Source organism: Corynebacterium sp. MSK195 (assembly GCF_030228885.1).
Classification (GTDB): Bacteria; Actinomycetota; Actinomycetes; order Mycobacteriales; family Mycobacteriaceae; genus Corynebacterium.
Map to the genome: position 1 here is coordinate 91,019 of NZ_JASPGT010000003.1, position 24,707 is coordinate 115,725.

23 protein-coding genes are annotated in these 24,707 nt (G+C 58.0%); 6 read left to right on the top strand and 17 right to left on the bottom strand.

The genetic code is table 11. From position 1 onward, the window contains the following. Positions 1-62: 62 nt before the first annotated feature. The 5 genes from QP909_RS03990 to QP909_RS04010 form a co-directional block, all read right to left on the bottom strand. Positions 63-968: a hypothetical protein gene (locus tag QP909_RS03990; protein ID WP_284766234.1), complete on the bottom strand. Its 906-nt coding sequence runs from the start codon at positions 966-968 to the stop codon at positions 63-65. Then, positions 958-2,748, bottom strand: coding sequence for a GmrSD restriction endonuclease domain-containing protein (locus QP909_RS03995; RefSeq protein WP_284766235.1), 1,791 nt, complete (start codon positions 2,746-2,748; stop codon positions 958-960). Before QP909_RS03995 ends, QP909_RS03990 begins: the two co-directional genes overlap by 11 nt. 112 nt (positions 2,749-2,860) lie before the next feature. Continuing rightward, positions 2,861-3,874, bottom strand: coding sequence for a ketol-acid reductoisomerase (gene ilvC, locus QP909_RS04000; RefSeq protein WP_284766236.1), 1,014 nt, complete (start codon positions 3,872-3,874; stop codon positions 2,861-2,863). Between the two features lie 99 nt (positions 3,875-3,973). Continuing rightward, positions 3,974-4,492, bottom strand: a complete 519-nt coding sequence (ilvN, locus tag QP909_RS04005; protein ID WP_284766237.1) for an acetolactate synthase small subunit — start codon at positions 4,490-4,492, stop codon at positions 3,974-3,976. A 2-nt stretch (positions 4,493-4,494) separates the two neighbouring features. Then, complete coding sequence (locus QP909_RS04010) at positions 4,495-6,345, bottom strand: acetolactate synthase large subunit (protein ID WP_284766238.1); 1,851 nt, start codon at positions 6,343-6,345, stop codon at positions 4,495-4,497. Between the two features lie 308 nt (positions 6,346-6,653). Between QP909_RS04010 and QP909_RS04015 the strand changes: the two genes are divergently transcribed. The 3 genes from QP909_RS04015 to QP909_RS04025 all read left to right on the top strand — a co-directional run bounded on the left by QP909_RS04015 (position 6,654) and on the right by QP909_RS04025 (position 10,459). Continuing rightward, positions 6,654-7,196 (top strand): PH domain-containing protein, encoded by a 543-nt coding sequence (locus QP909_RS04015; protein ID WP_198492929.1) that lies wholly within the window; start codon positions 6,654-6,656, stop codon positions 7,194-7,196. 54 nt (positions 7,197-7,250) lie between these two features. Beyond that, the gene (ilvD, locus tag QP909_RS04020; protein WP_284766239.1) at positions 7,251-9,104 is read left to right on the top strand and encodes a dihydroxy-acid dehydratase; all 1,854 of its coding nucleotides are present in this window, start codon (positions 7,251-7,253) and stop codon (positions 9,102-9,104) included. A gap of 80 nt (positions 9,105-9,184) precedes the next feature. Further along, positions 9,185-10,459, top strand: coding sequence for a glycosyltransferase family 87 protein (locus tag QP909_RS04025; RefSeq protein WP_284766240.1), 1,275 nt, complete (start codon positions 9,185-9,187; stop codon positions 10,457-10,459). Here QP909_RS04025 and QP909_RS04030 read toward each other — a convergent pair. The 4 genes from QP909_RS04030 to QP909_RS04045 form a co-directional block, all read right to left on the bottom strand. Further along, positions 10,434-10,748 (bottom strand): transcriptional regulator, encoded by a 315-nt coding sequence (locus tag QP909_RS04030; protein WP_284766241.1) that lies wholly within the window; start codon positions 10,746-10,748, stop codon positions 10,434-10,436. The two genes, QP909_RS04025 and QP909_RS04030, sit on opposite strands and share 26 nt — an antisense overlap. After that, complete coding sequence (locus QP909_RS04035; protein WP_284766242.1) at positions 10,741-11,319, bottom strand: hypothetical protein; 579 nt, start codon at positions 11,317-11,319, stop codon at positions 10,741-10,743. The genes QP909_RS04030 and QP909_RS04035 overlap by 8 nt, the downstream gene beginning before the upstream one ends. Positions 11,320-11,330: 11 nt before the next feature. Then, the gene (locus QP909_RS04040) at positions 11,331-12,281 is read right to left on the bottom strand and encodes a DoxX family protein (protein WP_284766243.1); all 951 of its coding nucleotides are present in this window, start codon (positions 12,279-12,281) and stop codon (positions 11,331-11,333) included. 69 nt (positions 12,282-12,350) lie between these two features. After that, positions 12,351-13,223 carry a LysR family transcriptional regulator ArgP gene (locus QP909_RS04045; protein ID WP_284766244.1) on the bottom strand — a complete coding sequence of 291 codons (873 nt, stop codon included), beginning with the start codon at positions 13,221-13,223 and terminating at the stop codon, positions 12,351-12,353. A 70-nt stretch (positions 13,224-13,293) separates the two neighbouring features. On the opposite strand from QP909_RS04045, the gene QP909_RS04050 reads away from it, so the two are divergent. Then, complete coding sequence (locus QP909_RS04050) at positions 13,294-13,986, top strand: LysE/ArgO family amino acid transporter (protein ID WP_284766245.1); 693 nt, start codon at positions 13,294-13,296, stop codon at positions 13,984-13,986. Between the two features lie 19 nt (positions 13,987-14,005). On the opposite strand, the gene QP909_RS04055 is transcribed toward QP909_RS04050, so the two are convergent. The 4 genes from QP909_RS04055 to gatB form a co-directional block, all read right to left on the bottom strand. Beyond that, positions 14,006-15,076 carry an aldo/keto reductase gene (locus QP909_RS04055; protein ID WP_284766246.1) on the bottom strand — a complete coding sequence of 357 codons (1,071 nt, stop codon included), beginning with the start codon at positions 15,074-15,076 and terminating at the stop codon, positions 14,006-14,008. 16 nt (positions 15,077-15,092) lie between these two features. After that, entirely contained in the window at positions 15,093-16,520 is a 1,428-nt protein-coding gene (locus QP909_RS04060; RefSeq protein WP_284766247.1) for a YkvI family membrane protein, read from the bottom strand. A gap of 203 nt (positions 16,521-16,723) precedes the next feature. Continuing rightward, positions 16,724-17,776 carry an NAD(P)-dependent alcohol dehydrogenase gene (locus QP909_RS04065; RefSeq protein WP_284766248.1) on the bottom strand — a complete coding sequence of 351 codons (1,053 nt, stop codon included), beginning with the start codon at positions 17,774-17,776 and terminating at the stop codon, positions 16,724-16,726. 139 nt (positions 17,777-17,915) lie between these two features. Next, on the bottom strand, positions 17,916-19,421 hold the full coding sequence (gene gatB, locus QP909_RS04070; protein ID WP_198492920.1) for an Asp-tRNA(Asn)/Glu-tRNA(Gln) amidotransferase subunit GatB: 1,506 nt from the start codon (positions 19,419-19,421) through the stop codon (positions 17,916-17,918). A 57-nt stretch (positions 19,422-19,478) separates the two neighbouring features. Between gatB and QP909_RS04075 the strand changes: the two genes are divergently transcribed. Beyond that, positions 19,479-20,264, top strand: coding sequence for a DUF4261 domain-containing protein (locus QP909_RS04075; RefSeq protein ID WP_284766249.1), 786 nt, complete (start codon positions 19,479-19,481; stop codon positions 20,262-20,264). A 14-nt stretch (positions 20,265-20,278) separates the two neighbouring features. On the opposite strand, the gene QP909_RS04080 is transcribed toward QP909_RS04075, so the two are convergent. The 3 genes from QP909_RS04080 to QP909_RS04090 form a co-directional block, all read right to left on the bottom strand. After that, the gene (locus QP909_RS04080; RefSeq protein WP_502868602.1) at positions 20,279-21,247 is read right to left on the bottom strand and encodes a bile acid:sodium symporter family protein; all 969 of its coding nucleotides are present in this window, start codon (positions 21,245-21,247) and stop codon (positions 20,279-20,281) included. An 80-nt stretch (positions 21,248-21,327) separates the two neighbouring features. Next, positions 21,328-22,359, bottom strand: coding sequence for an ATP-dependent 6-phosphofructokinase (locus tag QP909_RS04085; RefSeq protein WP_284766251.1), 1,032 nt, complete (start codon positions 22,357-22,359; stop codon positions 21,328-21,330). Positions 22,360-22,383: 24 nt separating this feature from the next. After that, positions 22,384-23,760: an MFS transporter gene (locus tag QP909_RS04090; protein ID WP_284766252.1), complete on the bottom strand. Its 1,377-nt coding sequence runs from the start codon at positions 23,758-23,760 to the stop codon at positions 22,384-22,386. A gap of 47 nt (positions 23,761-23,807) precedes the next feature. Here QP909_RS04090 and QP909_RS04095 point away from each other — a divergent pair, with 47 nt between their 5' ends. Continuing rightward, entirely contained in the window at positions 23,808-24,131 is a 324-nt protein-coding gene (locus tag QP909_RS04095) for a hypothetical protein (protein WP_005323344.1), read from the top strand. Between the two features lie 73 nt (positions 24,132-24,204). Here the strand turns inward: QP909_RS04095 and QP909_RS04100 are convergent, their stop codons facing one another. Continuing rightward, on the bottom strand, positions 24,205-24,699 hold the full coding sequence (locus QP909_RS04100) for an META domain-containing protein (RefSeq protein ID WP_284766253.1): 495 nt from the start codon (positions 24,697-24,699) through the stop codon (positions 24,205-24,207). Between the last annotated feature and the right edge of the window lie 8 nt (positions 24,700-24,707).

A 24,707-nucleotide genomic window follows, 5' to 3' on the forward strand; every position in this document is an offset into this window, starting at 1 on the left:
TCTTCCTTCGCTTAAGTGAAATGCGGTGCACGCGGGATGTCCGCGTGTCAAGGAAGTGTAGTTCAGTCGGGGTTGCCCTGCTTGATTTTTGCCTTAAATTCTTTCACTCGACCGAATTCCGGCCCCAGGGCCACTAGGGCGCCATCCTCTAGGCCGGCAACAGCGGCCATACTGTGTTTATCCTGCAACGGATCGGCAGTCGGCATCACCAAAACCCTTCCACCGTAGGCCGCCGCCGTAATGACGTTTGCGATGGGGCTATCTTTAGTTGCGACGATATTCGGCGCCATTTGGCCGTCCCTGCGGGACTGCGCTGGTATGGGGTTCTTCTTTTTCTCATCAGTGCGCGCCTCGCCTTCATACGGCACCCACGCAGGGCGCAGCTCCACTTGGGGAGTCTTATCCAAACGCGCGATATCCTTCACCATCTGTTCTGGGGAAGCAACCACCTTGGAGCCGTACTGGAATGCCGTGAACTCCCCCAATGCTTTATGCGTTCCCGGATCCTTGATCACGTTGAAGTCCCCAGATGTTTCCGTCCACGGCACGTCTCCAATAACCACCAAGCGACTTACCCCTAAGTCCGTGAGCAGCTTATGGATTTCCAAACGCCTATCATCGTCATACTGCACCGCCGGCAAATGCTGGTTTACCGCCAAAGTCGCTGCTCGAAGGGTTGATTTATCATCCCCTGCGAAAAGGACCAGGGAATCCGAGTCTTCAAAAAATAGGCGGCTGGCTTCAATCCCAATGGTGTCATCGACAATGACAAACCTTTGATCAAATTTCGGATCAATGAGCCGATTTTGGTTTTCCGCCTTGGCCTTGTTGAGGTCAATTTCAGACTCGTCCAAATCGGACAAACCACGTTTGACCAGCCTGGATTCTGTGACCGAAGTGCCACAGGCTGATAGCGCTAGTGCAGCAACCAGCACTGTGGCTGCCAAGCGCACAGATTTAGCGATCAAAAGCTTGCGGACCTTCCTCTCCACCACAAAGGTTTGTTTCATCCACATCACGAATAACGGGTTTACCTAAAGCATATTCCACGATGTCCAAGAACCTATGGCGGCGATCCGCAAGGAATTCACGCGGCTGTGATGCGCGCAGATAATCCAGATTCATTTCGTGAGATGCTAGCACCTCATCAAATTGCACATCTTCCATGATGGACTTGGACTGAACGCGGGGAAGGTAGCGGTTAGGAGCGAAACCGTCGAGCACCACCTCGGTACGCTTGCCCATCGGGGTGTAGTTCATGACTGACTCTGCCAAAACGGGATCAACTCCGTGGCGCTTACACCAGTTCAGAGGAAACACGGGGAAGAATCCTGGCTTCAGCTCTTCAAACGTATGGCGATTGAAGGCCTTTCCGGTGCGCCAGTCCTTCGCGCCGCGCGCCATGAGAAGGGCGTAAAGGCCATGCCAGACACCGTCTTTGTCATCTACGGAAAGCAGACGAGATTCACGGAAGGCGGCATCGGTGACAGTTTTCGGAGCTTCATCCGTAGCACCGGCTACCCATTCGGTGACCTCATCGACGTCGCGAGCAGCGCGCAGCTGCACCGCAGAAGAACCGTAGAGCTCGCCAAAGACACCACACCAGAACCACTGGTTGATGCGGTCCCACGACTGCTGGGTAGACAGCGCTCCCCCGCGCTTAGCCAACCGGGCGATGATGACTGCCAGGGGAACGATCTGCTCATTAAACGGAACTTGGTCCATGCTAAGGATGCAGCGCTGCGCGAGGAACTCGGAGACTTCGCGGAAAGTAATGCGCAGATCGTTGGCCGCCGACTTGTACTCCGCCAAAGACAACTTCAAAATATCCTCGCGCTGGCCACCGGCACAGCCCTTTTCGCCGGAGACCAGAAGCGATACTGCGGAAAGAAACTCGGTGCGCCCAATTCCGTCCAAGGCTGGGGACTTACGCAGGTCCTTTTCCACTTCCTGCCAATCAGCGGCCAAGTGAAAGCTGGGGTCCTCAGAGGCGAAAACGGCAGTAAGAAGGTCAAATACGTCCATCTGCAGGCCGGCCGAGTTTGCTTGGGCAAAAATCGAGCCGATGCCGGCTCGCTCCGTCTCGCGGGAAAGTCGAATCATTGGCAGGTCATAACCGGACAATGGCCGAATGATGCGATTATTAAAAGCCGCCAGTTCTGCACTGTATTCCTGCTTGGTTGCTGCAAGTTCAAAGAGCATGCTGACGCCGTCTTCGCTCAACAAAGAAGCTACGGGAATGCACATATTCTCTAGTGCATCTTCACGCGATAGGATGTCGCCCTCAATTGCCGGTGCGAAGTGCGAACGAATCTTACCGTCTTGATTGACCGCGAAGATGGCGTCATCCGGCATGAGATCACCGCGCACGGCCGCGCGAATATCGATGAAAAAGCGGCGGTGAATCTTCTTCTTGCGGAAGTCCGTGGTGTCTACGAAGCCTTCGCCGTTGAAGCAGTGATACAGGGTGGTCAGGCGTTGTTGCCCGTCCAACAGGAGCAAGCCGGGGTCGACGCCAGTGTCAGGTGCGCCCGCAAGGGCACGGGGACGAAAGCGCATCTTTTCGTTTCGGGTGTCAAGAGCCATGAGCGCGCCGATGGGATAGCCGCGCAGCACGGAAACAATAAGAGATCGAATACGATCTTCATCCCAGGCATAACTGCGCTGGAAGTCAGGTAGCTGGATATCCCCGCGATCAATTCGTGCAAAAAGGTCTTTGAGATCATAGCTTGGCGTCGTAAAACCCATGGCCCTCATCCTACTCCCCGCACCGGAGTTTTACCTGACACAAATAAAGCAAAACCCACGGTAAACATGCCTGTTCACCGTGGGTGTGCGCCACAGACGCCGCCTGTTATTCCTAGGCAGTAGCATCCAGCGGGTTCTTGACCCAGCTCATCAAATCGCGCAGCTTGGTGCCGGTCTTTTCGATTTCGTGCTGCGCAAATTCCTCACGCAGACTCTCCAGCTCCTTGTTGCCGCCCTCAATATTGGCCAGCAGGCGCTTGGTGAAGATGCCGTCCTGGATATCGGACAAGATATCCTTCATGCGCTGCTTGGCATCGGCATCAATAACACGAGGGCCAGAAATATAGCCGCCAAACTCGGCGGTATCAGATACCGAGTAGTTCATGTTGGCGATGCCGCCCTCAAACATCAGGTCCACGATGAGTTTCATCTCGTGCAGTACCTCAAAGTAGGCCATTTCCGGCTCGTAGCCAGCCTCAGTCAGAACCTCGAAGCCGGTACGAATCAGGAACTCTACGCCACCACACAGGACGGCCTGCTCGCCAAAGAGGTCAGTAACCGTCTCTGCTTCGAAGGTAGTCGGGATAACGCCGGCACGCGCACCACCGATAGCTGCTGCATAAGACAGGGTCAGATCATGGCCTTCGCCCTTAGGATCCTGTTCGGTAGCAATCAGGCACGGAACGCCCTTGCCGTCAACGAACTGGCGGCGAACCAGATGTCCAGGGCCCTTAGGGGCAACCATGCCGACAGTGACATTGGCCTGTGGTTCAATCAGCTTGAAGTGAATATTCAAGCCGTGTCCGAACAGCAGCGCATTGCCATCTTCCAGATTGGGGGCAATTTCATCTTCAAAGATCTGCTTCTGAGAGGTATCTGGTGCCAGCAGCATGATTACATCCGCCCACTTGGCAGCCTCTGCAACGGTCTTGACCGCAAAGCCTGCCTCCTCAGCCTTTTCGGCCGACTTGGAGCCTTCACGCAGACCAATAACAACCTCCACGCCGGAATCGCGCAGGTTCTGCGAGTGCGCGTGCCCCTGGGAGCCGTATCCGATAACGGCTACCTTACGACCCTGAATGATAGACAAATCCGCATCATCGTCGTAAAAGGTTTCAATAGCCATGTTGTAGTCCTCAATTCTGTAGTGATTGTAAGTTCAATGAATCAACGTCCCACCTAGCACTGTACCACTGCATGAGACGCTATGCCCATATGATGGGATTTAATTTCGCGGGGGTGCCATCGCCTTGGGACCACGCCCCAAGGCCACGTCACCAGACTGCACCAGCTCGAGCACACCGAATGGCTCCAGGACATCGAGAAGCGCCGCCAGCTTTCCAGGGGTGCCGGTAGCCTCCACGACCACCGATTCTTGTGCCACGTCTACCACGCGGGCACGGAAGATATTAACGGCATCGACCACCTGCGGCCGGTTGGCATTATTCGCAGCCACCTTGACCAGCATCAGGGCTCGCGCCACGGTCGAGTCCGTTTCGAGCTCCACCACCTTGATGACCGGCACAATCTTGTTGAGCTGCTTGGTCACCTGTTCCATAATCCTTTCGGAAGCATCGACCACGATGGTCAGCCGGTTAATCCCTGGATTTTCCGTTTGGGCAGAAACCAGCGAAATGATGCTGTATCCACGTCGGGAAAACATGCCCGTCACGCGCGACAAAATTCCCTCTACGTCTTCTACCAGGACCGACAGGGTATGCCGGGAAACGTCACTGGGGGCCATGCCTATACCTCCTGGATAGTCTCGTCGATATCGGCAGGAGTTTCTGCTGCCGATTCATTTTCATCAAACAGCGGGCGCAAGCCGCGGGCATACTGAATTTCCTCGTTAGACGCCCCACCACCGATCATTGGCCAGACTTGGGCATCCTCACCAACGATGAAGTCAATGACCACGGGGCGGTCATTGATTGCGCGGGCCCGTTCAATGGCCGGCACCACTTCTTCCTCACAGGTGACGCGGATGGCCTCGCACCCCAGCGCCTCTGCTAGTCGTACGAAGTCTGGGGTATAGACATCCCGTTCTCGCAGCTTGGTATTGGAGTAGTTCTCATTAAAAAACAGTGTCTGCCACTGACGGACCATGCCGAGGTTGCCGTTATTAATGACGGCAACCTTAAACGGAAAGCCCTCCAATGCCGCGGTGGTGAGCTCCTGGTTGGTCATTTGGAAGCAACCGTCACCGTCAATCGCCCACACCTCCTTATCCGGGCATGCTGCCTTGGCACCGAGGGCCGCCGGCACGGCATAGCCCATAGTTCCGGCACCGCCGGAGTTGATCCAGGAGCGTGGGTGTTCAAAGTCAATGAACTGTGCCGACCACATCTGGTGCTGCCCCACACCGGCACAGTAGATAGCCTCAGGACCTACGGTTTCACTCAGCTTTTCCAACACAAATTGGGGATTGAGCTGCCCATCCGGAGTGGGTTCATAGCCACGGGGGAACCGTTTCTTGAGCCTATCGAGGTAATCTCGCCATGGGCCTACCTGCGGAGAATTCACCGCGGAGTTTTTGCGGTACTCCTTTAAGAGACCTGCCAACACGTTGCGGGCATCACCCACGATTGGCACGGCAACGTCGCGGATTTTCCCAATTTCAGCCGGGTCAATATCAGCATGAATTACCTGGGCCCCAGGGGCAAAAGTGGAGGTATCACCGGTTACTCGATCATCAAATCGCGCGCCGATAGTAATCAACAGGTCAGCTCGCTGCATGGCCGCAACTGCAGGGACGGTGCCATGCATGCCCGGCATCCCCATGTGCAGCGGATGAGATTCCGGAAAGGCACCTAAGGCCATGAGCGTAGTCACGACGGGGATTCCGGAAAATTCCGCAAACTCGCGCAGCTCCTTGGCCGCCTCAGCCTTGATGACACCGCCACCGGCATAGATGACCGGCTTTTCTGCCTGTGCAATGAGCTCAACCGCTTGCACGATCTGGCGATGATGCGGCTTGGTCGTCGGTTTATATCCAGGCAGATCAAACGTAGCCGGGAAGGAATATTCCAATTCATCGTTTTGCACGTCCTTTGGGATATCCACCAAGACCGGCCCCGGACGGCCCGTAGAAGCCAGATGGAATGCGGCTGCAATGGCAGCTGGAATCTGGCTAGGTTCTGTCACGATGTAGTTGTGCTTGGTAATCGGCATCGTCACGCCGCGGATATCGGCCTCTTGGAAGGCATCGGTTCCCAATAGGTTGCTGCCCACCTGGCCGGTGATGGCGACGATGGGAACGGAGTCCAGGTTTGCGTCGGCAAGCGCTGTCACTAAGTTGGTCGCACCCGGCCCGGAGGTGGCAATGCATACGCCTACCTTGCCGGAAGCTTGGGCATAGCCTTCGGCAGCGTGGCCGGCACCCTGTTCATGGCGGGTGAGCACGTGCCGCAGCTTGGTCGAGGTGTGCAAAGCATCGTAAAGAGGAAGCACGGCACCGCCTGGAATGCCGAAGACGAGATCGGTTCCCAAGTCTTCGAGAGTGCGGACAATGGCGTGGGCACCACTCATCCGCTCCGGAGCGTGGGCGCGTGAGGCCGCAGCCACCGAAGCGGGCGTGGGCGAAGTTGTCGTAACCACGGTTAATGTGCTCCTTGAATTGGTCTTTTACAGGTCCTGATCATCATCGATACCGGCCCCAGATATGAACAAAGCCCCCGCGGGCTTGTCTGTCTGCGGGGGCGAAATGCGTCGACGTCATCGGTCGTCGCGGTCACCACCGCGTTGGTACTACCTGAAGTCGAATAATGATCATGGGCATGACTATACACTGATAGGTATTGCGCACGTGCCGATTACCCCCTTTTGGGATCACATTCCCATGTGATGGGACACGCCTGAAAAATAGGTTCGCCCTTGCCCGCCTAAGTGAATTAGGCTTGCACACTATGACTCCACCACCTAAGGACAATAAACCTCGTCAGTCCACCACCCAGGCAGAGGTTTTCAAGCCATCCCGCGACCATATCCTGGGCATCCTCATCCTGTCCGCCATTGCTCTGCTGAGCATCGGATGGGCCCCCAAATACCTCGCATGGCTGTTCATTATCCCCATCCTCGGATTGTGGTGGGTCATAAAATCCCGCACCAAAGTCTCCGAATCCGGAATCGCTATCTCCTACGCCTTCCGGAAGAATATCCAGATCGCATGGGACGATTTTGCCGGAATCGGCTTCCAACGCGCCCGCGCCTTCGCCCGCACCAAGGCTGGTGCGGAGCACAGCCTGCCCGGCGTTACCTTTAACTCGCTCCCGCGACTTTCGGAGGCCTCCCGCGGCCGCATCCCTGACGCCCTTACCCAGGGCCGTGAAGCGGCAGATGACAAGGTGGTCATTGTCCACCGTGACGGCCAACAAGTCCTCCTCAGCAAGGAAGAGTATGAGGACTACCTTGAGCGCCACCCCGAGCTCAAGCCTTCGGCCGAGAACTAAATACGCCGCCTACGCTCTCCCCCACATCCCTTGAAGGAATGGTGACTGAAAACCATGTTCCCGCTGCGCTCAAAAGTAACTACCGTCGGCCGCCAAGCCTCTGGTGCCCGCGCCCTTTGGCGGGCCACCGGCACCAAGGAAAATGACTTTGGCAAACCGATTGTCGCCATCGCCAACTCCTACACCCAATTCGTCCCCGGCCACGTACACCTTAAAAACGCTGGCGATATCGTCGCCGACGCCGTGCGCGAGGCCGGAGGCGTACCCAAGGAATTCAATACCATCGCCGTCGATGATGGCATCGCCATGGGTCATAGCGGCATGCTCTACTCGCTGCCTTCACGCGAAATCATCTCCGATTCCATCGAGTACATGGCCAATGCCCACACTGCCGACGCCCTGGTGTGCATCTCCAACTGCGATAAAATCACCCCGGGCATGCTCAATGCGGCGCTGCGCCTTAACATTCCCACCATCTTCGTCTCCGGCGGACCGATGGAAGCCGGCAAAGCCGTCGTAGTTGATGGCGTTGCCCACGCCCCCACCGACCTCATCACCGCCATTACCGCCTCGGCCAATGACGCGGTATCCGATGAAGGCTTGACCCAGGTGGAGGAATCCGCCTGCCCCACCTGCGGCTCCTGTTCTGGCATGTTTACCGCCAATTCCATGAACTGCCTGACCGAGGCACTCGGCTTGGCACTGCCTGGCAACGGCACCACCCTGGCTACCCACACGGCCCGCCGCAGCCTATTTGAAAAGGCCGGCTCCACCATCGTCGATATGTGCCGCCGCTATTACAGCGAGGAGGACGAATCCGTTCTCCCCCGCAAAATCGCCACCAAGGAAGCCTTCACCAACGCCATGGCGCTAGACATGGCCATGGGCGGATCCACCAACACCATCCTGCACACGCTCGCAGCCGCGCAGGAGGGCGAGGTGGATTTCACCCTCGATGACATAAATGACATCTCCTACCGCGTGCCCTGCCTGTCCAAGGTCGCGCCCAATGGCACCTACCACATTGAGGATGTCCACCGCGCCGGCGGTATCCCCGCTATCTTAGGAGAGCTTCGCCGCGCCGGGCACCTGAACTTGAAGGTGCATACGGCGCTATATGACAACGCCGAGCAGTGGCTCGATGACTGGGATATCCGCAACCCACATGCCACCGATGAGGCCCGCGAACTGTACTACGCCGCGCCGGGCGGCGTGCGCACTACCGAACCATTTTCCCAATCCAACCGCTGGGACGAGCTCGATACTGACACCGCTAATGGCTGCATTCACGACGCCGATCATGCCTTTTCTTCCGACGGCGGCCTGGTTGTCCTACGCGGAAACCTGGCCCCCGACGGGGCCATCGTGAAGGCAGCGGGTGTGGAAGAAGAGCTGTGGACCTTCTCTGGACCCGCCCGTGTGGTCGAATCCCAGGAGGAGGCCGTATCGATAATCCTGAACAAGGAAGTTCAGCCGGGCGACGTGGTGGTCATTCGCTATGAAGGCCCGTCCGGCGGCCCTGGCATGCAGGAGATGCTCCACCCAACCTCCTTCCTGAAAGGCGCCGGTTTGGGCAAAGCATGCGCCTTGATTACCGACGGCCGTTTTTCCGGCGGCACCTCCGGCCTTTCCATCGGCCATATCTCCCCGGAGGCAGCCCACCAGGGCCTTATCGGGCTCATCGAAAATGGCGACACCATCACCATCGACATCCACGAGCGCCAACTCACCCTGGATGTGGACCAGGACGTGCTGGAGCGCCGCCGAGCCGCCCAGGAACAGCGCGAGCAACCGTGGACTCCAGTGAACCGCAACCGCCCCATCACCAAGGCGCTGCGTGCGTATGCAGCCATGGCTACCTCTGCCGATCGCGGCGCGGTGCGTGTGGTCGATGGCCATGTAAATTAGCCAGTATTAACTGCTAAATCCCTGTGAGCCTCGGTGGGGTGCACGCCCGTTTACCTGCAGATCGCATAAAGTGTACTGCTATGAAACTCGCGCGCACCCCACTTTTTCGTTATGCCCTAGCTCTGCTGGGCCTCATTTTTGGCGCCTGGAAGATTATTCAAGACACTCGCATCACGGACTTTCCCATTGACATGGTGGTCTACCGCGAGGGCGTCAAAGCCTTCCTTGAGCACCGCTCCGTCTATAGCGAGCCCATGCTCGCCGGGGATATTGAACTTCCCTTCATTTATCCACCCTTTGGCGCGCTCGTCATGGTTCCACTCACGGCCTTTGACGGCATTGACCACGATATGGCGGGCGACATCATGGTCGTCCTCTCCGATCTACTCCTGCTCGTCTGCCTCTACTTCGTTTTCAGGGCGGTGCTGAAGAAGCCGGATTTTCTCCTGCCAGTTACCGCCATTGCCTGGGCCATTGCCTTGCGCTTCGAACCGGTTGATCTCAACAATGGTTTTGCGCAGATCAACATCGTGGTGATGGCGCTGGTTATCCTCGACCTCGTTCCGCGCAAGCGCTTCTTGCCGCAAGGTGTCTTGATTGGCTTGGCCGCCGCTATCAAAATTACCCCGCTGGCGATGCTGCTCTACTTCCTCGTGCGCAAGGAATGGAAGCAGATTGCCACGGCCTTCCTTTCCGCAGTCGCTGCCACGCTGCTTTCCGCGGCCTTCCGCTGGGACGCGTTCGTGGAGTTCTTCAGCTCTAAATTGCTAGATATGGGATCTGGCGGCAACTTCGGCGTGGCAACCGACTACCAGTCCAATAGTTCCATCAAGGGAGCCATTCAGCGCATGTATTCTTCTTCGGAAGCCATGGACGCCAATGGATTGACCATCAACCTCGCGTGGCTCGCAGCTTGCCTAGTGGTTATTGCCTTTGCTGCGTGGCTTATCAAGCGACTGTGCGAGGAGCATCTGCTTGTCGACGCCCAATTGGTCACCGCCCTCACCCTCCTCCTCATCTCCCCTGTTTCCTGGTCGCACCACTGGGTCTGGCTCACGCTCATCATCCCGGTCTTTGTCTACCGCGCGTGGACCTGGCTGCCGTCTGGATGGGCTGCGGGCAGCCTCCTGACCGTCCTTATCGCTTGGGCAGCCATGCTGCTGACCGTCCCTCCTAAATGGTGGTGGGGCGATCAAGTCGATGTCCACGCCATGGAGCGCTACCAAAAGTTCTGGGTGGATGACTTTGTCTGGCTCACCGTGCTTACCGTCGCACTTTTCGCAGCCGCTTTCTATGCCTCCCGGCGCAATAACCGGAACACGAGTACCGCTACTCCTGCCCCGCTAGTGTCTTAAGCGCTGCAAGGTGCGAATCGAATGCGGCCTTACCTTTTGCCGTGAGCATCACCCATACCGTGTCCTTGCCACGCGAGGACCCGTACTCGCGAAAGCGACTGATATACCCCTCTTTTTCCAGTGCGCTTAGCTGCTTAGACAGCGTGGCATCGGATTGATTCACCTTCTCTCGAATTGCGGCAAAACGCATCTCTTTGTTGATGGCGCCTTCCACTGCTCCAGCCGCGTTGAGCACCGCACAAATTTTAAACCGGTTAAGCGGGTGGATTACTGGGTCGAGCTCATTCATCGCCGCTTGCCCGCTTGCCACTTGCACTGTCCCGCGTGGACAGATCCATCGCACCGGAATTGAAAACCCAAAATACAGCGATGCCCCACAGCGTGAATACTACAGCCGCAGTGGCCAGGTGTCCTTCGAGGAAGATCTGGGGGAACGTAGGGCAAAATATCAGAATGATTCCGAAATAGTATTTCTTATCCGGCTGCGGCTGGGCGAAGGGATCTTGCCTATAACCTGCGCGCACGTTGCGCTTCTGAGCGCCAACCCAGAGAGCCACTCCCACGCAGACCACCACTAAACCAAGGGACAACCACCACGGTATGCCATTCCCCCATTGGCTCAAGATAAACCAAAGTACCGCCAACGCTGCAGCAAACAAGGCATTAAGCGCAGTCTTCCGTCCGTCGCTTTGCTCCTTCTCCACTTCCTCGTTGAAGGACAGTGCCTCGTGCACGCTTTCATCCATTCTCGCCGTTCCTTTCACCTTCGACTTTTCGTTGTTTTCCACTTTAGAAAGTATCATACTTTCCGCCATGGAAAGCAAGAGCAAAAGAAAATCCGCCGCTATTGCGACGGACAATCTATTAGCGCCTAGTTCAACGGATTAACGCCTGCGCCGAAGAACCAGAGTGCGGCGAGGATGGCGATGCCGATGAGAACAAAGGCCCAGGAAGTACCCAGTGGGCGGCGCGCCCAAGAGCGCTTGAAGTCAAGGGAGATAAAGCCTGGACCGGTAAACTGCAGGCCTACTGCGATGACAAAGAGAACCAAGGAAAGCCATACGGATTCCGGCCAGCTAAAGACGTCTAGGCCGGCATCGGTCTGGGCTAGCTCGTGGACGGCGGTAAAGCCGGTCACTACCAGGCCAATCATGGCCGCCAGCGGCGTAATGAGGCCGAGCAGCAAGAACACACCAGCGATAAGCTGCATGGTCGGCACCGCGATGGACAGTGCAGAATCCCAAGCATAGTTGGCAAAATCGCCTTCCAGGCCGGACAAGCCTTCGCTATCGCCAAGCGTGAAGAAGGTCTTTGCTCCCGCAACGATCAGGTAAGCGCTCAGCGCCAAGCGGATGAAAAACAGGCCGAAATCGATGGTGCCGCGGCGACCATAGCGCTGGTAGCCCTCCTTTTCCTCCTGCTCTGCCTGCAGGCGTGCCTCGCCCTCCTCTGCGGTTTCGGTGCTGAGGGTGCTCTCTACGGGGGCGTCGGCAGTAGCAAGTGCCGTTTCTTGCTCTGGGGTAGCCGGCGTGGTGGAGTCCGGCTGCGCGAAGGCTACGGTCTCCTCGCCGGCGCCACCATCCTGACGTGCGGCTTCATTTGCACTGGAATAGGACAGTACCTCGGTTTCAGGGTGGTTCTGCTGCGCCTGGGAAGGCTTGATCTCCTGCGGCTCGGCGCGGCCGGCGCGCTCGAAAAGACCGGGCTTCGACTTTTTCTGGCCGGAGACAGAATCCTTGCTAGCGGGCTTCGCGTTGTATGTAGGCACGTCCATATCCTCATCAAACGGGGTGGCTTTATCCGGTTGCTGCTTATCGCTCATAGCTCCAACTTAGGGCACGTGCCTGCACTTTTGTGGTACCCACCACGGCGCGCCGCACGAGCTTGCGCGCTATGTGGCCACCAAGCCGCTCGCAGCTTCGATGACCGAACGCGTAAGTTCACCCAATACCTCCGATTCCAATCGCCAACGCTGCCAGTAAAGGTCGATATCGAGCGGGGAGTCGTCGAGAAGCACCAGCTCTTTTGCCGCCAGTAGGGGCAGCGCTTGAGCTTGGGGCAGCAATCCCCACCCCAGGCCAACGCGAACGGCCTCGAGGTAGCCCTCGGACGAAGGGATCTGTGACACCCGGGCACGCACCACGGACGAATCAATGAAGCGCTCCCGCATCGCATCGTCCAAAACCTGGTCGTTAGGCCCATATCCCACCAGCGGCATGGTTTCCCAGGTCAAGCGGCCACTATGAAAGCTTTCTGCAATATGCGGCGCCGCGACTGGGAAGTAACGCATCGTACCCAAAAAGCTAGACTCACACCCTGAGACCGGTGTGGCTTCCCTCGTTACCGCGCCAAGCACATCTCCACGCCGCAACATGGCCAGGGTGCGGGCCTCATCCTCAATCCGGATGCGCAGGGCGACATCACCTCGCCGCGCGGTATCGCTAAGCACCCTGCGGAACCATGTCGCTAGGGAATCCGAGTTCACAGCGACTGAGAGCGGGACCCGGGCCAAGCGGTGGCCTAGGCGGGCATCCGTCTCTGCCTGTACCAACGCCATGCGGCGTGCGGATTGCACCAGGATCTCCCCTGCTTCTGTCGCAGTTACCGGGGTGGCACGGCGAAGGAGCACTCGACCGGTGCTCGATTCTAGGGCCTTGATTCGTTGGCTTACCGCAGACGGCGATATGCCGAGCACGGCTGCGGCAACATCGAAGCTGCCTTCATCCACGATGGCGAGCAAAGTTTCTAGGTGCACCGGGTTCATGAAGCTATTCTAAACCAACTGTAGATTCATTAACTGGACTAATTCAGACCGGGAATTCACACTAGAAGGCATGTCCATCGTGCTTGCTGGTTTCTTCCTGGGGTTATCGCTCATCGTGGCCGTCGGTCCGCAAAATGCCATGCTGCTCAAATACGGCATCCGCCGCGACCACATTGGCCTCATTATTGTCGTCTGCGCGCTTTCCGACGTCATCCTGATCACCTCCGGCACGGCCGGCGTGGGCTATTTGGTAGAAAAGTTCCCCAACGCCCTGCAGGTTTTGAAATATGTTGGCGCCGCTTACCTGGCGTATTTCACCTTTACCTGCTTCCGCGATGCGTTCAAGACCAAAGGCGAGGCCATCGAGGTGGAATCCACGCAGCCGAAGGCACCGCAGGAAGTCGCTTCCTTCGATGGCTCTAGGGCGCGCAGCACGACCAAGACTGCAACTCGCGTCGAGATCAAGCGCTCCCCTTCATGGGTTAAGCCGCTATTGACCGCCCTGGCCTTAACATGGCTCAACCCAGGCGCCTACGTAGACGTAGTGGTCATGCTCGGCAGCATTGCTAATCAATATGGTGAATCGGGGCGCTGGCTTTTCGCCGTGGGTGCAATCTGCGCCAGCTTCACCTGGTTCCCCTTCATCGGCTTTGGCGCGGCGCGCTTCTCCCACGTGCTGTCCCGACCCACAGTGTGGCGCTGGATCAACTTCGGCATCGGCGTCATCATGATTGGCCTAACGCTCAAGTTGCTCCTGCTCTAGGGAACGAGCACCACTGCGCCTAGTCGCCGCGAACGCGGGAGGCGGTGGCGCCTGCCCAGCGGTTGATGCCGGCGTCATGGGCGGCGTCGTCAATCGCAGCCAGCTCCTCCGCACTGAAGTCAAGCTTGTCCAGCGCGCCCAGGTTGTGCTCGAGCTGCTCCACAGAAGAAGCGCCCAACAGCGCCGAGGTAAGCGTGCGATCCCCCTGGTCACGCAGCACCCACGAGATGGCCATCTGAGCCAGAGACTGACCGCGCTCGCCTGCAATATCGTTGAGCGAGCGGATCATGGAAAGGTTTTCCTCATTGAGCCAGTCCTTTTCCAGGGTCTTATTCTTCGCCGCTCGCGAATCTGCAGGGATGCCGTCGATATAGCGGTCCGTCAGCATGCCCTGCGCCAACGGGCCGAAGCCGATAACGCCCAGGCCGCTGCGCGCCGTAACGTCAAGCAGCGACTCACCGTCTTCGCCCGGGCGCTCAATCCAGCGGTTCAAAATGGAATAGCTCGGCTGATGAATCAGCAACGGGCAGCCTTCATCTTCCATAAACTCCACGGCCTCTGCGGTGAGCTCCGGACCATAAGAGGAAATACCCACATACAGGGCTTTGCCGGAGGCTACGATATCGCGCAGTGCATACAGGGTCTCTTCCAGCGGAGTGTCCGGGTCCGGGCGGTGGTGGTAGAAGATGTCCACGTAATCCAAACCCATGCGCTTCAGGGAAGCGTCCAAGGAGCTCACCAGGTACTTGCGAGAGCCGCCGAAACCGTAGGGCGAATCATTCATTACCCAACCCGCCTTGGAAGAAATGATCATTTCATCGCGGAAGGGGCGGAAATCGCGGGCAAAGATGCGGCCGAAGTTGTCCTCCGCGGCGCCTGGTTCAGGGCCATAGTTATTGGCCAAATCGAAATGAGTAATCCCCCGGTCATACGCCGCGCGCAGGATTTCGCGCTGCGTGGCCAGGGGACGGTCGTCGCCGAAGTTCTGCCATAGGCCAAGGGAAATGGCCGGCAGCTTCAGCCCAGAGTTGCCTACTCGGCGGTACTCCATCGAATCATAACGGTCAGATGGGGGTGCATAGATACTCATGGCACCCATTGTCCGCTTAATTCTTGGAATTGTCAGCCTTTGGCAGCTCCTCATCTTCTTCAGGGTCGCCGGATGCGCCGGTTTCTTCGACCCACTTTTCAATTTCTTCCGGGGTGCGGTCAGTTTCTACCGCATCACGCTCGGTGTAGTAGGAGTAATCGTGGCGCTTTTGTTCGTACTTTTCCTTGTCAAAGTCCACGTCGTCGTCACCATCGAGCTCCTCGGTGACTTCCTCGACCAGCTCATCGTAGAGGGCCTCATTGTCCATATTGGAGTCCTCGATGTGCTGGCCAATTTCATCGTCATAGCGCTCAGCATCATATGCCTTGTCCGGGTGCAGCTTCAGGTGCATGAGGGCACGTACACGCTCACGGCGCACAGCCTCATCCTGGATCTGAGACTGGCTGCGGAACCAAGCAAAGACCAGGATGGCCACCATCAGAATGCCCATGTAGCCGATGACGGGGTAGATGTAGTTCATCAGGGTCTTGAAGCCGGCGAAGGACACGGCGAAACCAGCCAAGCAGCCAATAACGAAGATAACCGGGAACCGCTTCTCATGACCGGCAGACAGGCGCTTGCCCAAAGCGTAGAACATGCCGATAGCAGTATTGAAGATCATCAAGTAGATGATGACCGCCATGATGGAGCCGAGCGTCGGGTTAACGCTATCTACCAGAGACAGCATCGGAATATCGGAGCCTTGTGCCTTGTCCGAGTTCATCAGCAAGGAGAATCCGGCAAGGCCCATCATGATGGAGTAGATGACGCCGCCTACAACGCCGCCCCAGCCGGCCTCGCGTGGGCTGATATTGTCGCCGCCGATAACCAGGGACATGGACACGGCGAGCATCAGGGCAAGGCCGTTGTAGTTGAGTGCTGAAATGAGCCAGTTACCAATCGGGGTGTCGATCTGGCTGGAGGCGTCCATAGCGGCACCGATGTCATCCGGCATATTGAGGCCGGTGTAGATGGCTACGCCAATGACCGCAATGATGATGGTCGGTGTTACAGCACCGATGACCTTGGATACCTTATCCACGTCGAGCATGCCCACGATAAGCACCATTACCAGCATGAGCGTGGAGCCGATCCAAGTCTTCCAGCCAAACTGCTGCTCCATATTGGAACCCGCGCCGGCCAACATCACAAAGCCAATAGCAAAAAGGGTGATGATGACCGCGACGTCCAGCAACTTGGAGACGATCGGGTGAGTGACATTGCGGAATACGGTGTTGTGTTCAGAAGCGTGGAAGTAGCTGCCCAGCTGCAAGAACACGGTACCGGCAAGGGTCATGATGAGTGCGGCGATAATGATTCCGGGAATACCCCAGGAACCAAAGGCGGTGAAGTACTGCACCACCTCTTGGCCTGTGGCAAAGCCGGCGCCGACCAGCAAGCCCACGAAGGACATAGCGATGGCGATAATGTTTTTAGAAGACACAGTTGCCTAACTTTTGTAGCGAATATCTCTCGCATACTGGTGCGCGCGGCCCCTTGTCCCCCACTCCCCCAGCACGTGGGCAACACAACACCGATATGCGTTCCTTAAGGAATGGTACGTAAGTGACGCGTTAAACACCTACTGACACATACCGATGTTGTGATAAATCACATTTGGGGATGCAGCGAAATCAACCTAACGCTTTAGTCGTCGAAGCTCGCGGTATCAATCACGAAGCGGAACTTTACATCGCCTTCCACCACGCGCTCATAGGCGTCATCAACATCGTTGACGCCGATCTTTTCAATAACGGCGCCGATGCCGTGCTCGGCGCAGAAATCCAGCATTTCCTGGGTCTCTGCAATGCCGCCGATGTTATTACCGGTTAGCACCTTGCCGCCGCCGACAAGGCTGCTCATGTGTACTCCCAGCTCCTCCGGTGGAAGTCCGACAACGGACATGATGCCGCGCGGCTTCAGCAGCTGCAGGTAGTCATTGAGGGAGTACTGGGCAGAAATGGTGGACAAGATGACGTCGAATTCGCCACGGTGGTTGTCAAAGAACTCTTCGTCCTCACCGGTGGCCAAAATGTGCTTAGCACCCAGCTCATAAGCTTCCTTTTCCTTGCGCAGGGAGCGGGAAATCACGGATACTTCCGCGCCCTTTGCCGCAGCGATCTGCACACCCATGTGGCCCAAGCCACCAAGGCCCACTACGGCAACCTTGTCGCCTTCCTTGACCTGCCAGCGAGCCAGCGGCGAATAGGTGGTGATTCCGGCGCACAGCAGCGGGGCGGCTACGTCAAAATCAATACCCTCTGGAATGGTGCACACAAAGTTTTCGTTGACTACTACCTTCTGAGCATAGCCGCCTTGAGTAATGGTGCCGTCTACATCTTCGGAGTTATAGGTGCCCACATTGCCGTTCAGGCAGTTCTGCTCCTGGCCATTGCGGCACTGTTCGCACTCGCCACAGGAGTTCACCAGGCAGCCCACGCCAACGCGGTCGCCTACCTTGAACTTGGTGACCTTATCGCCCACAGCTTCCACAACACCGGCGATCTCATGGCCCACCGTCAGGGGAAAGTGGGCCTGGCCCCACTCGTTGCGGATCGTGTGAATATCGGAGTGGCAGATGCCTGCAGCCTTAATATCAATGACCACGTCGTCTTCGCGCGGATCGCGGCGCTCAATTTCTACGACCTTGAATGGTGCTTCAGGGTTTTCCTTTTGCAATACTTTGCTCTTAATTGTCATGCCCACGACCCTACGCGTAACCCCACTGGCCTCGCCTAACGAAAATAATCACCAACTTTAACGGGGAAGGAAAACACAAAAAGCCAGCCACGCCCCTCTCGTTGAGGTGGGATAGACGCGGCTGGCTATTTGGGGGGTCTTAGTTCAGCTTCTCTGCGATGAGCTTATTGACCTGGCCCGGATCGGCCTTGCCCTGGGTGGCCTTCATGACCGCACCCACGATGGCACCGGTGACCTTCTTATTGCCGGCACGGTACTTTTCCACAATGTCCGGGTTGGCGGCCAGCGCGTCATCTACGGCCTTCTCGATGGCGCCGTCATCGCGCACGACCTCCAAGCCGCGCTTTTCGACGACCTCGTCGACGTCACCCTCGCCCGCCAACACACCATCGACGGCCTTGCGTGCGAGCTTGGTAGTCAGCTTGCCCTCGTTGACGAGTGCGATAACGCGCGCCACGTGCTGCGGGGTAATGGACAGGCCAGCAAGATCGGTGTCCTGCTCGTTGGCCTTGCCGGCCAGGTAAGAAACCCACCAGGAGCGTGCCTCGTCCGGCTTCGCACCGGCCTCGACGGTATCCACGATGAGGTCGAGGGCACCGGCGTTGACCAAGTCGCGCATCTCCTCATCCTTGATGCCCCACTCTTCCTGGATGCGCGCACGGCGAACCCATGGCAGCTCCGGAAGGGTCTGACGCAGCTCTTCTACCCACTCGCGCGGAGCGATGACCGGCGGCAGGTCCGGATCATTGAAGTAACGGTAGTCCTCGGCTGTTTCCTTCGGACGACCCTTTGAGGTGGTGCCATCAGCCTCTTGGTAGTGGCGGGTTTCCTGGTCAATGGTGCCGCCATCTTCGAGCACCTGCGCCTGGCGCTGCATCTCGAAGCGAACCGCCTGCTCCACGGAACGCAGGGAGTTAATGTTCTTGGTCTCGGTACGGGTACCAAACTCTTCCTGGCCCACTGGGCGCAGAGACAGGTTGGAGTCCACACGCATGGAGCCTTGATCCATGCGGGCGTCGGAAACGCCCAGAGCTGCAACGAGCTCGCGCAGGGCGGAAACGTAGGCCTTTGCCACCTCCGGCGCGCGCTCACCGGCGCCAATGATCGGCTTGGTAACGATCTCAATGAGAGGAATGCCCGCACGGTTGCAATCCACCAGGGACGCCGTGGCGCCGTGAATACGGCCATCCGCACCACCGAGGTGGGTCAGCTTGCCGGTGTCTTCCTCCATGTGGGCACGCTCGATTTCCACGCGCCACTCGGTGCCATCTTCCAGCACAACATCCAGGTAGCCGTCATAGGCAATCGGCTCATCGTACTGAGAAATCTGGTAGTTCTTCGGCTGGTCCGGGTAAAAGTAATTCTTACGGGCAAAGCGAGAGGACTCCGCAATGGAGCAATTAAGCGCCAGGCCAATCTTGATGGCGCCCTCCACGCCCTTGGAGTTAACTACCGGCAGCGCACCGGGCAGGCCCAGGGAGACCGGGTCAACGTTGGAATTAGGCGCTGCGTTGAAGTTCGTAGGAGAGGTAGAAAACATCTTGGTTTCCGTATCCAGCTCTACGTGGACTTCCATGCCCATTACCGGTTCGAACTTTTCTAGGACCTCATCGAAGTCCATCAGGTCATACATCGCAGCAGTCATGCGTGCCATCTTAATACGTCCATGCGCCCGCGCGCTCACGCCCCTAAGCTGAATATTATGACTACACCACATAGCGTTGATGCCGCGCTTATCGATGCCCCGTTGATCAACATCGCAGTCTTCCGCACTGCTCCTACCCCTGAAGAGGTAAGCGAGCGCCTGACCACCACTTTTGGCGATCGCCTGGGAGATATCACGCCGGGCAAGAATCCGGGAAGCATCATGGTCGAGCTGGATGATTCCTTCTTATTGCACTACCAAGCCGTCGATACTCCTCCCACCCGCGATAGCTATGGCCTCCACCCCATTTTGAGCGCGGATGCCCGCGGCCTCGATTCTGCCACCGCACAAATCCTCGTGTCCGTGCTTCCCCGTGAGACCGAACATGAACGCGCGAAGCAATTCCGCGAGACCCGCCGCGATCACCTTGAGCTACTCTCCAAGGCCACTGCGGTGATAGCCGAACACCCCGACTGCCTGATAGTCCATAACCCGCGCGGCAACGTTTCTATCGCGCCGAATACTTTCCTCGAGGCTTTTCGGGATAACCTTGCCCCAATGCACATCGCTCCGGTGTGGCTTACCCAAAAAGAAAACAAAATCTTGGGTTATACCGTTGGGCTGGTCCAAGCCGGACACCCTGAAGTCCAGGCGGCCACCGAATCCATGGATCCCACCGATCTCTATTACAAGCTGGCCAATATCGCAGACCATGTTCTGCAAGGCGCCACCGTCAAAGACGGCGACACCCTATCTTTCGAGCAAGACCAGCCCCCTCTGACCGTGCAGAAAGAGCCCTGGTACGTAGACGAGTCCTATCCCGCGGTCACGATTAATTTTTAGCGGGTTTCCCGGTCCTACTTCCGGGAATCCGAATAGCGGCAGATGGCTGCCAGCACCGCACCAGAGAGGTTGTGCCACACCGAAAAGACGGCACCTGGCAGGGCGGCCAATGGGTTCATATAGGTCGATGCCAGGGAGGTGGCCAAGCCGGAGTTTTGCATTCCCACCTCGACGGCCATGGTGCGCCGTGCGGCGACCGGCTGCTTGGTCAGCATTCCGGCTAGGTAGCCCAAGCCGTAGCCGCAGCCATTGTGGATTACCACTGCGGCAAAGACGAGTGCGCCGGCGGTAGCGATGGTGTCGTGCGCGCCGCCGACCACGATGCACACAATGGCGGAAATGGCCGCAACCGAGATCCACGGCAATGCCGCGTTAATCTTTGCCACCACTCGGGGAATCATCATGCCGATGAGAATGCCGGCGACAACCGGAATGAGCACGACCTTCACAATGGACCACGCCATGGCGGAGGCGGAGACCGGCATGTACTCCCCTGCCAGCCACAAGGTCAGCAATGGGGTAAGAACCGGCGCCAACAGGGTGGAAATGGACGTCATGGTCACCGACAGAGCCACATCACCGAGCGCAAGGTAAGACACCACGTTGGAACTCGTACCGCCGGGCGCGCAGCCCACCAAGATAACGCCAGCCGCTACAGCATCGGGTAGATCCATCACCGCGACCACCAGCAGCGCCACCAGCGGCATGATGACGAACTGCGCTACTACTCCGATGAGAACGGGCAGCGGACGGCGTGCCACCAAGGCAAAATCCACCGGCTTGAGGGTTAGGCCCATACCGAACATGACAATACCCAGCAATGGGGTGACCTGCGGGGCGAAGGAAGCTGCGGTCTCTGGCGCGAGGTATCCCACCACGCCACCGATAATCACGAGCACGGGAAAGCCTAGCGCTGCAATGAGCGCTTGGCGGTCTTGCGCTGAGGAGGGCGCAGCAGGCGCCTCCACCCGATTATCTGTCATGCTATCGATACTCATGGGCAAAAGAATACGCTCCCACCCAGTGGGAGCGCTATCTTAATATTCGAAAAGAAAGGGCTTCTCTAGCCAAAGAGCGCTTGGGCGTTGCGGTAACGCGTTTCCGGCACCGTCTTCAACGTGCCCACGGCATCTTCCAGCGGGACGAGGTCAATATCCTCACCATGGAGGGCAACGCACATGCCAGACTTGCCTTCGTGGATGGCGCGCGCTGCGTGCACGCCGTAGCGAGTAGCAAGCACGCGGTCATATGCCGTCGGCGTGCCGCCGCGCTGGATATGCCCCAGCACGGTCGTACGTACGTCATACCCGGTGCGAGCCTTGATTTCATCGCCGATTACCTGGCCGATGCCATTGAAAGTCTGGTGCCCAAACTGATCGACGCCGCCGGCCTCGAAGTCCATCGTCCCTTCCTTTGGCAGGGCGCCTTCTGCCACGCAGATAATGCCGTACTTCTCGCCCATCTGGAAGCGGCGTTCCATCGCCTTCGTAATCTCCGCGATATCGAAAGGCTCCTCCGGTACCACGGTGTAGTGCGCACCACCGGCCATGCCCGCATGCAGGGCAATCCATCCCACGTGGCGGCCCATAACCTCCACGATCAGGATGCGGTTATGGGACTCCGCGGTGGTGTGCAGACGGTCGATAGCATCGGTGGCCACAGAAACGGCGGTATCGAAACCAAAGGTGTAGTCGGTGGCATTGACGTCATTATCGATGGTCTTCGGCACGCCCACTACCGGCACGCCGTTATCAGAAAGCCACTTTGCGCCCTTGAGGGTACCTTCACCACCGATGGCGACAAGGGCATCCACCCCGGCATCCGCCATGTTGGACTTAATCTGGTCAAGGCCTGCTTTAAACTTATCCGGATGCAGGCGGCCGGTGCCCAGGATGGTGCCGCCGCGCAACAGAATACGGTCGATTTCCGCATCGTCATAAAGATCACGCCGGCGGTCTTCCATCAGGCCCACCCAGCCGTCTTCATAACCTACAACGGTATCTCCAAATTCATTGGACGCGGTACGCACTACCGCACGGATTACAGCATTGAGGCCGGGGCAATCGCCGCCGGACGTTAAAACACCTAGACGCATATCTACCAATCTAGCGCGCGATTTTTAGGCCTGCAGAGTGTCCCTAAAACCTAGGGCAGAAACCAGGCCCACCACCAGCGCAGCCACGATGACGAGCAGCGAATTAATAATTGCCGCCTCTGGGCTACCCGTTTGCATAACTGCGGATACCAGGGCAACTCCCACCACAGAGCCCACCTGACGGGAGGTGTTGTACGCACCGGAGGCAGCGCCCATAAGTTCCGGTGAGATATCGCGCAAGGTGGTGGCTGCGTTGGAACCCCAAATGAACGACTGCCCCACCCCGAGGCCGGCGATAGGCAGCCCGAGTACCCACGGAAGGGCATCGACGTGCATGACCCACCATGCCGCAAGGAGCGAAAATATAAGAATAGAAAATCCCATTACCCCAAGAATCCGCGGATTGACGTGATCCGCCATGATTCCAGCCAGCGGAGATATCAGGAGAGACACCAGCGCCATAGGAGCCACGATGATGCCGGCTTCGCCCGCAGGCACTCCCTGCATGGTCTGCAGCCACAGCATGATGGGCAGCATCACCGCAGCAGCCATAAACCCCATTGCGATGATGCCTACCGAGCCCGCCAAATAATTGCGGTCACTAAATAGCGCCAGCGGCACCAGCGGACTCGACCCGCGGGCCTGGGCAGTTGCCTGCAATCGAATAAACCAGACGCTAGCGGCAACTCCGGCGAGCAGGATCAGCCAAATGGTCCATCCCCAGCCAAGCACCGGGCCCTGCTGAATACCAAAGACGATCGCTGCCAAGGCGATGAGCGAAACGATGGCCGAGGGCGCATCGATAGACTGCGCGGTCGTGGGTAGCTCAGGCACCCACAGCAGCGCGAAGACAATGGCTAGCACCACGAAGGGAATGTGTATCCAAAAGGCGGCCTGCCACCCAAAGTGCCCGACCAGAAAGCCACCGGCGAGTGGACCGGCAAGTGCCGCTACCGAGCCGATCACACCCCACACGCCCAGTGCGCGCCCACGGCGCTCACGCGCGAAGATGCGATTGATAACAGACATAGTCTGCGGCATCTGGAGGGACGCACCCACGCCTTGCACGACACGCGCCGCAATGAGCACTTCCACAGTGGGCGCCACGGCACACGCCACTGCTCCCAGCCCGAAAATGCCCACGCCCAAACAGAACATCCGGCGCTGGCCCAAAACATCACCCACGCGTCCGGTAAAGAGCAGCGGCACCACCACAGCCAACAAATAGGCCGCGGATACCCACATGGTGTGGTTTACCCCTGCGTTCAGCTCACGTTGCAGGTCAGGCAGCGCCACCGCCACCATGGATTGGTCCAGCAGAGATACAAAGAATCCGAGGGACAGTGCAAACATGGCGCGCCATGCTTGGCGCTCGGGCGGCAGATGCGTCTCCACAGTCATGGCCTTAGAGTCTAGCGGGCCGAGAAATGTCGACCTAGACTGGCTGCATGTCCATGATCGATATTAAAAAGCCCCAAGACGTTTCTACCGCCACCACTGTCACCCTCGGCCTCATCGGTGGCTGGGTCACGGCCCGCGAGACCGGCATTCGCCCGCTGGGTGGCGTGATCCTCGCCGCTGCCGGTGTATGGGCGGGTCGCTCTTGGGCCAAGAAAACCACCCCGGCTACCACCGCCGGCCTGTGCGCACTCTACGTGGGTGCATTCGGCGCCTCCCACCCGCTGGCCAAGAAGATCGGAGCGTGGCCGGCAGTACTCAGCGTCACCGCGGCTTCGGCGGGCGCGGCTTATGCGCTTTCCGACGCCAAATAGTCCCCACCCACACAAATGCGCACCACGTCCCTAGACATGGTGCGCATACTTTTATCCTGCGTGTCGCTATTTTCTACTTGGCCACCGTGAACTCAACCGCAGCATTCTCGCTACCCAAGGCAACGGTGCCGCCGGGGAGGTTATAGAAGGAGGGGTTGGATTCGAGGAGGCCACGGAGGGCGTCGGAAAGCTGCTGCGTATGCTCGTCGCAGGCCGCGCGGGTGGAATTGAACTCGCCCACGCTGATGGTGCCATCCTTGGCCACCTCGTAGGTAGTGGTGTAGGTATTGCAGCCATCATTGACCGCCAAGGTGCGATCCTTGGCAAAGGTGACGCTCAGCTTGCCATCTTCCTTAACGGAGTGGAGCTCGCCGGTGATGGTCTGGCCTTCAATTTGAGGCTCCAGCTTCTCTGCTCCCTCCGGGAGCGGAGAAATCAGGTCAGTCTGAGTCGGCGCGGTCATGCTAAACCCTGGATCGATGTCGGGGACCTGCGCAGCGTTGGCAGCTCCAACGCCCATCAGCGCAGCGGCGGACAGCGAAAGTAGTGCGATCTTTTTGAAATGCATACCCAATA